Genomic DNA, 14,408 nt, shown 5'->3' with positions numbered 1-14,408 from the left:
TCTTTTGTCCGCTATCTATACTGAATGGATAACAGCCAAAACAGACTCGACATAGCCTTTGAGCTGTGCAACTACATAGGCCCCCGGATGGGCCAAATTCGGAGATCTCACCGCAATGTCAACTATTGGTCGCATTCACTCCTTTGAATCCTGTGGCACCGTCGATGGCCCAGGTATCCGCTTTATTACCTTCTTCCAGGGCTGCCTGATGCGCTGCCTGTACTGCCACAACCGCGACACGTGGGACACTCATGGTGGGAAAGAAGTCACCGTGGAAGATCTGATGAAAGAGGTGGTGACCTATCGCCACTTTATGAACGCGTCCGGCGGCGGCGTGACCGCATCCGGCGGCGAAGCCATTCTTCAGGCTGAATTTGTCCGCGACTGGTTCCGCGCCTGCCGCAAGGAAGGCATTCATACCTGTCTCGATACCAACGGCTTCGTGCGCCGCTACGATCCGGTCATTGATGAACTGCTCGAAGTGACCGATCTGGTGATGCTCGATCTCAAACAGATGAATGATGAGATCCACCAGAATCTGGTTGGCGTTTCCAACCACCGTACGCTGGAATTTGCGAAGTATATTGCCGACAAAGGCATCAAAACCTGGATCCGCTATGTTGTTGTTCCCGGCTGGTCAGATGATGACGACTCTGCGCACCGCCTGGGGGAATTTACCCGCGACATGGGCAACGTCGAGAAAATTGAGCTTCTGCCCTATCACGAACTCGGCAAACATAAATGGGTGGCGATGGGTGAAGAGTACAAACTTGATGGCGTGAAGCCACCGAAAAAAGAGACGATGGAGCGCGTGAAAGGTATTCTTGAGCAGTATGGCCACAAGGTCATGTATTAAAGAAAAGGCCCGGTGAGAACCGGGCCTTTTTAAATTCTATTTAAAGACGCCGTTAATAACGGAAGTCACAATCGCCGTACTCAGCGCGATTAAGACCAGATCGTCACCCACCACGCGCCATTCATAACCTGGGTAGGATGGAAGCTGGCCAAGCATAGAGGCTGGCACGGTTTTCTTCGCAATACCCGGAGGAAGTGGTTTACCGCGGGCCAGGTTTTTCGCAATACCCGGAGGCAGAGACTCATAGCCCGTTAAGCCGTAATTCAGTGCCAGGTGACGGGCATGATCGAAGCTTACGCGAGCGTCAACATCATTGCCGACATCTTTGCTGCTTTTAAAGCTCTTATCTGATTTCCCTGGGTTATCCTGACCGCTATTTTGCTTATTACCATGGTTACCAGAGTTCCCGTTACCATGATTGCCGCCATTACCTTGTCCGCCACCGTTGCCGTGACCACCGCCATTCCCGTTTCCTGGATTAGCCATGACCGGAGCCGTTGCAAACGTTAAAGACAACACTACGGCAAGTGCGGTAGTGGAAAAACGACGTTTAGACATGATTGTTGCCTTTTAGTGGTAGAACTCATTTGAATTATCGCCGGGCGGGGAAAACAAACAATACGTAAAAGTCTTATATATGACAGGGACAAAAAAGCCTGTCATTGACAGGCTTTTATTTAATCAGGCGTGCGCCACAGGCGTTGGATGCTCGCCTGCTTTGCGCAGCAGCATTAAGAGATAAATAAACGACACGCTGGCGATCATGATAAACAGCAAATTGTCAGAATAACTCTGCATCAGCATCGCGGTAAATGTTGGTCCCAGCAGGCTGCCGATGGTATAGCTTAATAACAGCGCCTGGTTCATCGCCACCAGCTGGTGATGTTCAACTTTCTCACAGGCCCACGCCATCGCGACCGGATAAAGCGTGAACCCCGCTGCCCCAAGGATAAACAGCGCTGGGGCCATCGCGGCGTTGCTGAGCATAGCAAAACAGCCCATGATCACCACAAAGACCTGAACGCGCAGCACCAGCAGGCGACCGAAGCGATCGGCCAGGCGGCCAATCGGCCACTGTCCGACAATCCCCGCGCTCACCATGACCGCCATCCAGAAACCAATCCCGGCATCGCTGACACCCTGATGGTTCAGGTAGAGCGGCATAAGACCATAGAGCGAGCCCAGAACAATCCCCGAGATAATACAGCCATTCACTCCCAGACGCGCCTGGCGCAGCCTCAGCATCGGCCAGATGTGGGTCGCTTCCTGATGCTCACTTTTCTGGTTAACGATACGCGTAAAGAGCAGCGGCAGGATCGCCGCCAGCACCATACCGGTTACCCATGGCAGCACGCTCATCAGGTCCGTTGGCAGTTTGCTGACCATCAGTTGTCCCAGCACGGTGCCCACATAGTAAACCATCATATAGGCTGCCAGCAGGCGCCCGCGGTTACGTGACGTGCCGCTGCACATCAGCGCACTTTCAACAACCACCCAAATCATCGCGCAACCGACACCGGCGATAAAGCGCCACGCCATCCAGCTCCAGAAGCCGACCATCAGGCCCAACCCGGCACACCCGGCGGCGAAAATCAGCGAAGCCAGATAATAGCTGCGATTAAAGCCAAAGCGTTTAATCAGGCTACCGGTTAATAATGTGCCCAGCAGGTTCCCGGTGAAAAAGGACGAGCTAACCATACCCACCTGCCAGGTCGGTAAGTTTTCATGGGCGAGCCACAGCGGGACGAGCGTATTCAACACTGCGATCGCCAGGGTCAGCAGAAGCAGGCCACAGAGCAACAGTAGCACTGGCCGGGTATAGGTGGTCATGGATTAAAAACCGTGAGGAAGTTCAGATTTCGTGCGCATCATGCCACTGGCAAAAACAAAGTCAATCCACTGATTTAGCCGGCTCGCACGATATGTTCCCTGTCGATTTAAAAAACTTATCCTGCTAATGCAGTGCCTGCTATAGATATTAATTATGTCTCTGTTTTTATTTATTAATGGTAGAAATTAAAACAAAACGACAGTCGAAAAATTTCATGAATGAAAAAAGAAAAGCCGGGCGCTATGTCCCGGCTTTTATAACAAAAAATAAGATTAGCTGGCGATGGCCATACCGACCGTCATATGCAGACCATAAAAGACGCCACGACCAATCAACTCCCCTGCCAGCACCAGCACAAAGGCCAGTGATAACAACGGCAGAGCAGGCTGGTAGCCTTTTAGCTGAGGCGCGATCCAGAATACCAACGCCGCTACCAGCAGCACGATACGCCAGGCCATCAGAGAACCGTAATCCGGCACCAGCGCAGAGGCCTGCTGAATCGAGCTATGAATGGTGGCCAGCTCAGCACCCTGCATAAGAGCAACGATTGCACTCACTACCAGCGCCAGCAGCGATACGGCTGGCAGCAAACGCATTGCCCAGCCGTCTACCCCCGCCACGCGCAACAGCAGATAGCCGAGCAGCGGCCCGCCGATAAACATCGTCAGGAAGAAGCTCATTGGCGTCCAGACGCTGTACCAGGTAGGGACGGTATCAATGGTGTTATAGACACGCACCATCATCCATACAAACACCACGCCCAGCACCATGGTCACGATCAGCCAGAGGCTACGCAGACCTGCAGGCAATTTTTTAAGCGCTGCCAGCAACCAGCCCAGCCCGCCGATGGCGAAGAAAATCGCCCCGCTGGCAATCTCGTTACTGAGGGACGATGCCCCCACGCGGTTAAGCGAGTTAAACGCGCGCATCGGTGAGCCCAGGTGCAGCGTAGAGGCGATAAAACCAATCCCCATCAGCACCCACAGGCCAAACATGCTCAACACTAAACGCTGCTGCTGTTCAGCAGTGAGTTGACCTTTCAGCAGTGCCAGCGCGAGCACGATGAAGCCACCCGCCACGCACTGACCAAAGACCGTGAAGATCATCAGCGGCCATTCATGCCATCCACTTCCCATCTCACACCTCCTTCGGGTTTGCCAGGTAGCCGGTGGTATCACCTGTTGGACGGCTGTTGGCGTTAGGTTTAATCACAATACTTGGCTTCGTGAAGTGCGCGGACGGCAGCGGTGCTACCGCAGCAAGCTGACCATGTTTTTGACGCAGTTCTTCAATAGGGCCAAAGTCCAGCGCGCGCAGCGGACAGGACTCGACGCAGATCGGTTTTTTGCCATCCGCGACGCGAGAGTGGCAGCCGTCGCACTTGGTCATATGCCCTTTGGCGGCATTGTACTGAGGCGCGCCGTACGGGCAGGCCATATGGCAGTAGCGGCAGCCGATACAAACATCTTCATCCACGACCACGAAACCGTCTTCACGCTTGTGCATCGCCCCGCTCGGACAGACCTTCGTACAGGCCGGGTCTTCGCAGTGGTTACAGGCAATCGACAGGTAATAGGCAAACACGTTCTGATGCCAGACACCGTTATCTTCCTGCCAGTCACCTCCGGCGTATTCGTAGATGCGACGGAAACTCACGTCTGGGGTGAGATCTTTGTAATCTTTACAGGCCAGCTCGCAGGTTTTGCACCCGGTGCAACGGCTGGAATCAATGAAAAATCCATACTGGGTTGTCATCGGTTACTCCTTAAACCTTTTCAACCTGAACAAGGTTTGTGTGAGACGGGTTGCCTTTCGCCAGCGGCGACGGACGCTGCGTGGTCAGTACGTTAATGCTGCCTGCCTGATCGATGCGGTTGGCATCAGGGCTGTACCATGCCCCTTCTCCCAGCGCCACGACGCCTGGCATCATGCGTGGCGTGACTTTGGCTTCAATGTGTACCTCACCGCGGCCGTTGAAGATGCGCACGCGATCGCCATTGTTAATACCACGCGCTTTCGCATCCATCGGGTTGATCCACATCTCCTGGCGGCAGGCGGCTTTCAGTACGTCGACGTTACCGTAGGTGGAGTGAACGCGTGCTTTATAGTGGAAACCGGTCAACTGCAGCGGGAATTTCGCCGTGAGCGGGTCGTTATAGTTTTCGAATCCTGGCGTGTAGATCGGCAGCGGATCGATAACGTCCCCCTCCGGCAGCTCCCAGGTAGACGCAATTTTTGCCAGTTCTTCGGAGTAGATTTCAATTTTGCCCGACGGCGTAGTCAGCGGGTTCGCCTGCGGATCTTCGCGGAACGCTTTGTAGGCAACGTGATGCCCTTCAGGATCGCGCTGTTTGTACATGCCCTGCTTGCGGAAGGTATCGAAATCCGGCAGGTCTGGGATGGCTTTGCGGGAGAGTTCATGCAGATGGCGCATCCAGCCTTCCTGAGTACGTCCCTCGGTAAACTGCTGCTCAACGCCCAGACGCTTCGCCAGCTCGGAGGTCATCTCATAGATGGTTTTGCACTCGAAGCGCGGTTTGATCGCCTGATCGGTGAAGATCACGTAAGACATGTTGCCGCAGGAGGCATCCAGCGCGAAGTCCATCTGCTCAGACGCGGTGCAGTCCGGCAGCAGAATGTCGGCGTATTTTGCCGAGGAGGTCATGTGGCAGTCGATCACCACAATCATCTCGCACTTCTTGTCGTCCTGCAGGATTTCATGAGTGCGGTTGATTTCCGAATGCTGGTTGATAAGACAGTTACCGGCGTAGTTCCAGATCATCTTGATCGGCACGTCCAGCTTGTCCTTACCGCGCACGCCGTCGCGCAAGGCGGTCATTTCCGGGCCACGTTCAATCGCATCGGTCCACATAAACATGGAAATGCTGGTTTGTACCGGGTTGTCCAGCGTTGGCATACGTTCAAACGGGACTTCATATGAGCCTTCACGCGCACCAGTGTTACCACCATGAATCCCCACGTTGCCGGTCAGAATGGAGAGCATGGAGATTGCGCGGGTGGCAATTTCACCGTTCGCATGACGCTGCGGTCCCCACCCCTGGCTGATATAGGCCGGTTTGGCTGAGCCAATCTCACGCGCCAGTTGAACAATACGCTCGACCGGAATACCGGTGATGGTGGACGCCCACTCCGGCGTTTTCGCCACGCCGTCGCTGCCCTGACCGAGAATATACGCCTTGTAGTGGCCATTAGCTGGGGCACTGGCTGGCAGGGTTTTCTCGTCATAACCGACGCAGTATTTATCCAGGAACGGCTGATCGACGAGATTTTCAGTGATCATCACCCACGCCAGCGCGGAGACCAGCGCGGCATCGGTACCTGGGCGGATTGGGATCCACTCATCTTCGCGTCCTGCACCGGTGTCGGTATAGCGCGGATCGATAATGATCATGCGGGCATTGGATTTAGCACGCGCCTGTTCGAGGTAGTAGGTCACCCCGCCGCCGCTCATACGCGTTTCACCCGGATTGTTCCCGAACAGAACGACCAGCTTGCTGTTTTCGATATCAGACGGGCTGTTGCCGTCTGCCCAGCCACCGTAGGTGTAATTCAGTCCTGCGGCGATTTGTGCAGAGGAGTAGTCACCATAGTGGTTAAGATAACCGCCGCAGCAGTTCATCAGACGCGCCACCAGCGTTTTTCCCGGTGGCCAGGAGCGGGTTAGCGTGCCGCCCAGCGTTCCGGTACCGTAGTTCAGGTAGATGGATTCGTTGCCATACTCTTTGATCAGCCGCTGCATATTGGTGGCGATAATATCGTAGGCTTCATCCCAGCTAATGCGCTCGAACTTCCCTTCCCCACGTTTACCCACGCGCTTCATTGGGTACTTAAGACGATCCGGATTATAGACGCGACGACGCATGGAGCGGCCACGCAGACAGGCGCGAACCTGGTGTAACCCTTCGTAGTTATCGTCCCCGGTATTGTCGGTTTCGACATATTTTATTTCGCCATCCACTACGTGCATACGCAGCGGGCAACGGCTACCGCAGTTTACCGTACAGGCACTCCACACCACTTTTTCCGGGACTGAGGCCGGGGATAGTGCATCCGCCGCTGACGCCAGTCGGGTAAAAGGGAGCGTGAAAGCGCTGCTGGCTACAGCCAGGCCGCCTATTGCCGTGGTTTTCATCAAACCACGGCGAGTGACCTCGGCAGCCAGCAATTCTTCAGGCGCGTTGATTTTCATAGAGACTCACTTTGGTTGCTCACAAAGAAAAGAGAGGCGGCACAAACCGCTATGTAGTTTTATATATAACGAAATTATTCGTTATCAGCTTTTTCTGCTGACTTTCATTCGGAGGAGTATTACTACTTTAGAGGCAGGGGGTATTGCGTCGTATCAATTCACAGGCATAAAAAAAGCGCCCGAAGGCGCTTTTTTTGTTTTGAGGCACATATTTAGCCAATGTACTGCTGACCTTTCATGTATGGGCGCAGCACTTCAGGGATCTCAATACGGCCATCTGCCTGCTGATAGTTTTCCAGCACGGCAACCAGCGTACGACCCACAGCCAGACCAGAGCCGTTCAGGGTATGCACCAGACGGGTTTTCTTGTCAGATTTACTGCGGCAGCGTGCCTGCATGCGGCGCGCCTGGAAATCCCAGACGTTAGAGCAGGAGGAGATTTCACGGTAGGTGTTCTGCGCAGGTACCCACACTTCCAGGTCGAAGGTTTTGCAGGCACCAAAGCCCATATCACCGGTACACAGCGCCATACGACGATACGGCAGGCCCAGCAGCTCGAGGACTTTCTCGGCGTGACCCGTCATCTCTTCCAGCGCGTCCATGGAGTCTTCCGGACGAACAATCTGCACCATCTCGACTTTATCGAACTGGTGCATACGGATCAGACCACGCGTGTCGCGGCCATAAGATCCCGCTTCAGAACGGAAGCACGGAGAGTGTGCGGTCAGTTTGATCGGCAGTTCGTCTTCGTCGATGATCTCATCACGGACGAGGTTAGTCAGCGGCACTTCTGCGGTAGGGATCAGCGCATAGTTGCTGCTGTCTGCTTCTTCATCCAGCGGACGGGTATGGAACAGGTCGCCGGCAAATTTCGGCAGCTGACCCGTACCGTACAGCGTATCGTGGTTGACCAGATACGGGACGTAGGTTTCGCTGTAACCGTGCTGCTCGGTGTGCAGATCCAGCATGAACTGGGCCAGCGCACGGTGCAGATGGGCAATCTGGCCTTTCATCACCACGAAGCGAGAACCGGTCAGCTTAACCGCGGCCGCAAAGTCCAGACCCGCGTGCATTTCGCCCAGCGTGACGTGATCGCGCACCTCGAAGTCGAACTCGCGAGGCGTACCCCAGCGTTTCACTTCAACGTTGTCGTTCTCGTCTTTGCCGACAGGCACGCTGTCGTCAGGAATGTTCGGGATCGCCAGCGCAATATCGCGAATTTCGGCCTGAAGAACGTCCAGCTCGGCTTTCGCCTGATCCAGCTCTTCACCCAGTTTGTTCACTTCCAGGCGTAATGGCTCAATATCTTCCCCGCGCGCTTTCGCCTGGCCAATGGATTTCGATCGAGAATTACGCTCTGCCTGCAGATTTTCAGTTTGTACCTGCAGAACTTTACGACGCTCTTCAAGAGCGCGCAGCTTATCTACATCCAGCTTAAAGCCCCGGCGTGCCAGTTTTTCAGCGACTGCGTCTGGCTCATTACGCAGCAGATTGGGATCGAGCATGCTTATCCTGTGCTTATCGAATTAAAATAGGAAAATGTGACCACAGCCTGCGGTCACAAGGATACTATGCCAACATTACCGCAACGATCGAACTAACGGTAGCGTTTTATAGGGCTATTTTGATCCTGTCCGGCGAGCCAGGTGAGCTTTTCACCAATCTTGCCCTCAAGACCTCTGTTTGTAGGGTGATAATAGCGGGTTTGTGCCATTTCCTGCGGGAAATACTCCTCCCCGGCGGCATAGGCGTTGGGCTCGTCATGCGCATAGCGATACTCCTGCCCGTAGCCCATCTCCTTCATCAGTTTGGTTGGCGCGTTGCGCAGATGAACCGGCACATCGTAATCCGGGCGTTCACGTGCGTCCGACATCGCGGCCTTAAAGGCGGTATAGACAGCATTGCTTTTCGGCGCGCAGGCCAGATAGACAATCGCCTGCGCAATCGCACGCTCGCCTTCTGCCGGGCCCACGCGGGTAAAGCAGTCCCAGGCAGAAAGGGCAACCTGCATGGCGCGCGGGTCAGCATTGCCGACATCTTCTGAGGCAATCGCCAGACAGCGGCGCGCCACGTACAGCGGATCGCCACCCGCGGTGATTATGCGCGCGTACCAGTAAAGCGCCGCATCCGGGGCGCTGCCGCGGACGGACTTATGCAATGCCGAGATCAGGTCGTAGAAACGATCGCCTTTATTATCAAAACGCGCGCTGCGCTCACCGGCAATTTCGGTCAGGAGTTCCGGCTTCAGCACCCGCTTTCCGGCATCATCCACTTCGGCCATATCGGCCATCATTTCCAGGGTGTTCAGCGCGCGGCGCGCATCGCCATTAACCAGCTCCGCAATCGCCCTGCGCGTTTCGTCAGGCAGAACGATATCCTGCCCGCCGTAGCCGCGTGCTTTATCGTCCATCGCCTGGGTCAGAACCTTTTCGATATCCTCGGCGGTCAGGGATTTGAGCAGGTAAACGCGGGCGCGAGAGAGCAGCGCCGAATTCAGTTCAAACGAGGGGTTTTCGGTGGTCGCGCCGATGAAGAAAATTGTGCCGTCTTCAATATGCGGCAGAAAAGCATCCTGCTGGCTCTTGTTGAAGCGGTGAACTTCGTCGACAAAGAGGATGGTGCGGCGCCCGGCATTACGGTTCTGGCGCGCGCGCTCGATTGCCTCGCGGATCTCCTTTACGCCGGACGTGACCGCCGAGATACGTTCGACGTCAGCGTTGGCATAGCGGGCAATCACTTCAGCGAGGGTCGTTTTGCCGGTCCCGGGTGGTCCCCAGAGGATCATGGAGTGCAAATGCCCGGCCTCAATGGCCCGCGGCAAAGGTTTCCCCGCAGCCAGCAGGTGCTGCTGGCCGATGTACTGCGCTAAATTTTCTGGCCGCATACGAGCGGCCAGAGGTTGAAACGCATTATCTGAAAAATCGAGCGACAGATTGCTCACTCATGCCTCTTACTTATTGCGTTGGTCGTCCACCGTTACGCCCTGCGGCGGGGTGAAGGTGAATTTCGATGCATCCACGGCGCCGTTCTGCTGAGACTTGAGCTGGTAGCTGCTGCGCTGATCGTCCTGCTCAACCGCGCCGAACTGATTGATGGTCCCGTTGGTGCTGACGTTGATGGTGAACTGCTTCAGGTTGCCGTTGCTGCCTTTCGGCGTCAGGACAAACTCATCACCGTTCTGCTTAATATTGTACTGCTGCCAGTCGCTGGCCTGGTTGCGGGCAATCAGCATAAAGGGCGTATTGCTGGTGGCATCTTTCAACCAGGTTGCCGTGGCCTGCTCAACGAACGGGTTGAAGAACCACAGTGTTTTACCGTCAGAGACCAGGATGCTCTCATCCGGCTGAGTCATGTGCCAGTTAAACAGATTCGGGCGTTTTACCCACAAATCTCCCTGACCTTCCTGCACCGCGTTGCCGCTGCCGTCAGTCACTTTCTGCGTGAAGCTGGCGTGGAAGCTGCTCACTTTATCCAGTCGGCTTTTAAGGTCGCTGGCCGCATCAGCCCAGACGCTGCTGGCAACAAAACTGGTGAGTAATGCACAGGCGATGGCGATTTTTTTCATTGTTATTCCTTAAAATACGTCTTCCCGAAATGGGGTTTCCGTCATCTATTCTGGACCTGCCCGAAGGCAGGCGACAGAAGAAAATGCTTAATTTTGGCTGATTTACCCTTCTTTGCAATCGCTGAAGGTTAATCAAACGGCGGCGGCGCCAGCACCTCGCGGTTACCGTTATGCCCCTGCTCGCTCACGATGCCCTGGGCTTCCATCTGTTCGATGATACGCGCCGCGCGGTTATAGCCAATGCGGAACTGACGCTGGACGCCAGAGATCGAGGCTTTACGTTTTTCGGTGACGAAATTAACCGCCTGATCGAATAACGGATCCAGCTCTTCGCCGCCGTCAAAGCCACCGCCGCCGCCTTCGCTTTCCGTATCGCTGGTAATACCGTCCACATATTGTGGGCGACCGCGTGCTTTCCAGTCCTGCACGACGGCGTGAACTTCTTCATCGCGGACGAACGCACCGTGGACACGCACCGGAGAGGTGGAGTTCGGGCCGGAATAGAGCATGTCACCCATACCCAGCAGCGACTCTGCGCCGCCCTGGTCAAGAATGGTACGGGAGTCAATTTTACTTGATACGGTAAAGGCGATACGCGTCGGAATGTTCGCTTTGATAAGACCCGTAATAACGTCCACCGAAGGACGCTGGGTGGCCAGCACAAGGTGTATACCGGCCGCACGCGCTTTCTGCGCCAGACGAGCAATCAACTCTTCCACCTTCTTACCGACGGTCATCATCAGGTCAGCAAACTCATCCACCAGCACGACGATGTAAGGCAGTTTTTCCAGCACCGGATGCTGGGCATCCATGCTATCGCCCGGCTTCCAGTAAGGATCCGGAATCGGACGTCCCATGCGCATCGCCTGGGCGATTTTCTCGTTATAACCGGCCAAGTTACGCACGCCCAATGCAGACATCAACTTGTAGCGGCGTTCCATCTCGTTGACGCTCCAGCGCAGGGCGTTGGCAGCGTCTTTCATGTCGGTGACCACTTCCGTCAGCAGATGCGGGATACCTTCGTAGACGGACAGTTCGAGCATTTTCGGGTCGATCATGATGAAACGCACATCTTCCGGCTGCGCTTTGTAGAGCATGCTGAGGATCATGGCGTTCACCCCGACGGACTTACCGGAACCGGTCGTACCGGCCACCAGCAGGTGAGGCATTTTCGCAAGATCTGCCACCACCGGATCGCCGGCGATATCTTTACCCAGCACGACGGTCAGTGGGGATGGGTTATCACGGAACTTGGTGTTGTCCAGCACTTCACGCAGGTAGACGGTCTGACGTTTTTTGTTCGGCAGTTCAAGACCCACGTACGGTTTACCCGGAATCACTTCCACCACACGCACCGCCACGGTCGACAGAGAACGCGCCAGGTCACGAGACAGGTTAGAAATACGCGCGGCTTTTACGCCCGGCGCCAGGTTCAGTTCGAAACGGGTGATGACCGGACCCGGGGAGTAGTTCACCACATCCGCCTTAATGCGGAAGTCAGCCAGACGGGCTTCCACCAGACGGGCCATCTGCTCCAGAGCAAAAGTATCAACCGGCTCGACTTCAGCAGGAGGTGGCGTCAGCAGATCCAGTGACGGCAGCGGCGTGCTTGGACGCTGCAGCGGACGGCTGTCACCGTTACGCATCAGCAGCGGGTGAATCAGGCTCTCCTGCGGCTGTGGCGCTGGCTGCTGGAACTGCGGCGGCTGGTGTTGTGGCTGCTGCGGTTGAGCATACGGCTGCTGAACCGGTTGTTGCGGCTGCGCGTAGGCCTGCGGGGCAGGCTGCTGACGCACAGGTTCAGCTTCAGGCATCACGCTCGGGGTAAATAAAGGCTCACTCGGACCATCATCCACCAGGTCTTTCATTGGTGAGAACTCGAAATCAGACAATGAGAACGGGTTGGCACCCGTTGGCTGTTCCCCGGAGTAGCGCTGCTGTTGCGTTGCCGCGAACTGACGCGCTAACTCTGCCTCTGCAGCTTCATCTTCATCTTCATCGTCCAGAGCGGGCTCATCGTGCTGGTATTCTTCACCGTAGCGTTGATTCTGCTGTGCCGCGAACTGGCGAGCCAGTTCGTCCTGCTGCATGTCATCTGCGTCATCTTCGTAGTCCGACTCACGTGCTTTTTCTTCGGCCATACGCTGGGATGGCAGTTTGATGCCGTAAGAGGCAAGTTCACGACGGGTAGGAACGCGAACGCGGTTAGGGCGTGGCAACTGTGGACCAATCCCCTCTTTCACCTGAGGACGCGGTGCGCCACCCGTAGCCAGGCTGAAGACAGGTGCGGCAGCAGCAGCGGCCACGGTGGCCTGCTTCACGCTTTCGGCGACAGGTGCAACCGCAGGCGTCGCGTCGACCGGCGGAACCGAAACTGAAGGTGCCTTCGTAACGGGCTCCTGCGCGGGTTCAGGCACAGGCTGATACCAGGCCGCCAGCTGCTCGCGTTCACGGGCGCGGCGTTCTTCAACTTCTTCAAAATAGTACATTGGCGGACGAGACGGTTTCACCTCTTCCATCACCTCAGGTTCAGGCTGAGGCTCTGCATATGGCTGCGCAGGTTCAACCGGTTCAGGCACATACTCCTGATACGGCTGGGCCACAGGCTGCTCATAGTGCTGCGGTTCATACTCAGGTTGCGGCGGCTGGTAAGGCTGCTGCCACGGTTCCTGCTGCACAGGAATATAGCTTTCAGGTTCAGGCGCGATGACGGGCTCCGGCGTATGAACACCGGGCGCGGTCTGCCACACAACGTTTGGCTGCTGAATAACGGATTCTGGTGGTGGAACCGGCGCGGATGGCATCACGGCTTCGACAGGCGCGGCATACGCCTGCGCGGCCGTCGTGGCGGCTGCGGCTGCCGCAACCGGTGCGCTGACCGAATGGCCGTTCAGCAGCGGATCGTATTCGTCAAATTCACCCGGGGTAGCACGGCTGCCGGAGAACAGCACATCATCAGGATCGACAGCGGCACCCGCGGCACGGTACTCAACCTGCTCGTCTTCATCCATACGTTTACCGGAGAAGAGCGCGGCATCCGTTTTGCGTCCAAGCGGGTTGGCAAATTTTTCCGCGACGCGCTGGCGACGCGCCAGGGCACCGCGCAGAATACGGGCACGACGAGATTCACGACGCGGTACCGGGGCCTCGTCTTCCTCTTCGTACTCTTCTTCATAGTCGTCATCATCGACCCACGTATCGTCGCGGCGGGTCCGGTTGCTGGCGAACGTCAGGATCGTGAGAATAAAGCTGCCGATTTTTTCGGCAATGCTCACCCATGACCAGCCGGTAAACAGCGTCAATCCTGCCGCCCAGATGCACAGCAGCGCCAGCGTGCCACCGCTGCTGTGCAGCATGGGCTGTAACGCAGAACTGAGCAGGCTACCAATGACCCCGCCGGAGGCGAAGTACCAGATGTCATCGGCGTTAATCGCCGCCAGCCCGCAGGAGGTGAGGATCAGTGCCAGCGCGCCAATCAGGCGCAGGGAAACCGCAAAATAGTCGATGTAATCATCGTTCTGACGATGACGCCATGCAAACCAGCATCCGCCGATGATAATGACGGGAATGGTGTAGGCCATCACACCGAATATGAAAAAGAGCGTGTCCGCAAGCCAGGCACCGGGTACACCACCTAAATTATGGATAGGTTCATGCCATGCGGTTTGTGACCAGCTGGGATCGGAAGGGTTGAAACTGAGTAAGGCTGCCATCAGCCAGACGGCAAAAAGGGCAATAACAATCAGCAAAGCCTCGAGGAGACGACGTCCGCTGCTTAGCTTCGATAGTGTGACTTCTTTGTCTTCAGTGTATTCCTGGCTCAAGAAAGGCTCTCCAGGTATCAGGCATATCCTGCCTGTTTGCTAAAACGGACAACAGCGCCGGGACTCCCCGGCACTGTTGCTGTATGGATTAACAGGAGTGTAATCAAACTACGCTGATTTTG

The 14,408-nt window shown here is 55.9% G+C and carries 10 protein-coding genes; 1 reads left to right on the top strand and 9 read right to left on the bottom strand.

Going from position 1 to position 14,408, the window contains the following annotated elements:
• Positions 1 to 115 precede the first annotated feature (115 nt).
• Entirely contained in the window at positions 116 to 856 is a 741-nt protein-coding gene (pflA, locus tag ACMGGM_RS20755) for a pyruvate formate lyase 1-activating protein (RefSeq protein WP_014883212.1), read from the top strand.
• Positions 857 to 892: 36 nt separating this feature from the next.
• Here pflA and ACMGGM_RS20750 read toward each other — a convergent pair whose 3' ends face one another.
• The 9 genes from ACMGGM_RS20750 to ACMGGM_RS20710 form a co-directional block, all read right to left on the bottom strand.
• Positions 893 to 1,414, bottom strand: coding sequence for an anti-virulence regulator CigR family protein (locus ACMGGM_RS20750; protein ID WP_023338209.1), 522 nt, complete (start codon positions 1,412 to 1,414; stop codon positions 893 to 895).
• 123 nt (positions 1,415 to 1,537) lie between these two features.
• Positions 1,538 to 2,686, bottom strand: coding sequence for an MFS transporter (locus ACMGGM_RS20745; protein WP_045282256.1), 1,149 nt, complete (start codon positions 2,684 to 2,686; stop codon positions 1,538 to 1,540).
• Positions 2,687 to 2,959: 273 nt separating this feature from the next.
• Positions 2,960 to 3,823, bottom strand: a complete 864-nt coding sequence (locus ACMGGM_RS20740) for a dimethyl sulfoxide reductase anchor subunit family protein (protein WP_014883209.1) — start codon at positions 3,821 to 3,823, stop codon at positions 2,960 to 2,962.
• Between the two features lies 1 nt (position 3,824).
• Positions 3,825 to 4,442 (bottom strand): DMSO/selenate family reductase complex B subunit, encoded by a 618-nt coding sequence (locus ACMGGM_RS20735; protein ID WP_014883208.1) that lies wholly within the window; start codon positions 4,440 to 4,442, stop codon positions 3,825 to 3,827.
• A 10-nt stretch (positions 4,443 to 4,452) separates the two neighbouring features.
• Positions 4,453 to 6,897 (bottom strand): dimethylsulfoxide reductase subunit A, encoded by a 2,445-nt coding sequence (gene dmsA, locus ACMGGM_RS20730; RefSeq protein WP_023338208.1) that lies wholly within the window; start codon positions 6,895 to 6,897, stop codon positions 4,453 to 4,455.
• Between the two features lie 212 nt (positions 6,898 to 7,109).
• On the bottom strand, positions 7,110 to 8,402 hold the full coding sequence (gene serS, locus ACMGGM_RS20725; protein ID WP_023332538.1) for a serine--tRNA ligase: 1,293 nt from the start codon (positions 8,400 to 8,402) through the stop codon (positions 7,110 to 7,112).
• Between the two features lie 92 nt (positions 8,403 to 8,494).
• Positions 8,495 to 9,838, bottom strand: coding sequence for a replication-associated recombination protein RarA (gene rarA, locus ACMGGM_RS20720; RefSeq protein WP_014883205.1), 1,344 nt, complete (start codon positions 9,836 to 9,838; stop codon positions 8,495 to 8,497).
• Between the two features lie 9 nt (positions 9,839 to 9,847).
• Positions 9,848 to 10,462 (bottom strand): outer membrane lipoprotein chaperone LolA, encoded by a 615-nt coding sequence (gene lolA / locus ACMGGM_RS20715; RefSeq protein WP_014883204.1) that lies wholly within the window; start codon positions 10,460 to 10,462, stop codon positions 9,848 to 9,850.
• Between the two features lie 128 nt (positions 10,463 to 10,590).
• Positions 10,591 to 14,286, bottom strand: coding sequence for a DNA translocase FtsK 4TM domain-containing protein (locus tag ACMGGM_RS20710; RefSeq protein ID WP_045281066.1), 3,696 nt, complete (start codon positions 14,284 to 14,286; stop codon positions 10,591 to 10,593).
• Positions 14,287 to 14,408 lie beyond the last annotated feature (122 nt).

Origin of the sequence: Enterobacter sp. BNK-14 (genome assembly GCF_047456095.1) — a bacterium.
Lineage (GTDB): Bacteria > Pseudomonadota > Gammaproteobacteria > Enterobacterales > Enterobacteriaceae > Enterobacter > Enterobacter kobei.
Note: the sequence above shows the minus strand (reverse complement) of the source record. Positions and strands in the feature narration are given on the sequence as shown.

Excerpts from the sequence above, each read along its gene's own strand:
- ACMGGM_RS20745 (WP_045282256.1), bottom strand. The coding sequence starts at position 2,686 with ATGACCACCTATACCCGGCCAGTGCTACTGTTGCTCTGTGGCCTGCTT.
- lolA (WP_014883204.1), bottom strand. The coding sequence starts at position 10,462 with ATGAAAAAAATCGCCATCGCCTGTGCATTACTCACCAGTTTTGTTGCC.
- ACMGGM_RS20740 (WP_014883209.1), bottom strand. The coding sequence starts at position 3,823 with ATGGGAAGTGGATGGCATGAATGGCCGCTGATGATCTTCACGGTCTTT.
- ACMGGM_RS20735 (WP_014883208.1), bottom strand. The coding sequence starts at position 4,442 with ATGACAACCCAGTATGGATTTTTCATTGATTCCAGCCGTTGCACCGGG.
- ACMGGM_RS20750 (WP_023338209.1), bottom strand. The coding sequence starts at position 1,414 with ATGTCTAAACGTCGTTTTTCCACTACCGCACTTGCCGTAGTGTTGTCT.
- serS (WP_023332538.1), bottom strand. The coding sequence starts at position 8,402 with ATGCTCGATCCCAATCTGCTGCGTAATGAGCCAGACGCAGTCGCTGAA.
- dmsA (WP_023338208.1), bottom strand. The coding sequence starts at position 6,897 with ATGAAAATCAACGCGCCTGAAGAATTGCTGGCTGCCGAGGTCACTCGC.
- pflA (WP_014883212.1), top strand. The coding sequence starts at position 116 with ATGTCAACTATTGGTCGCATTCACTCCTTTGAATCCTGTGGCACCGTC.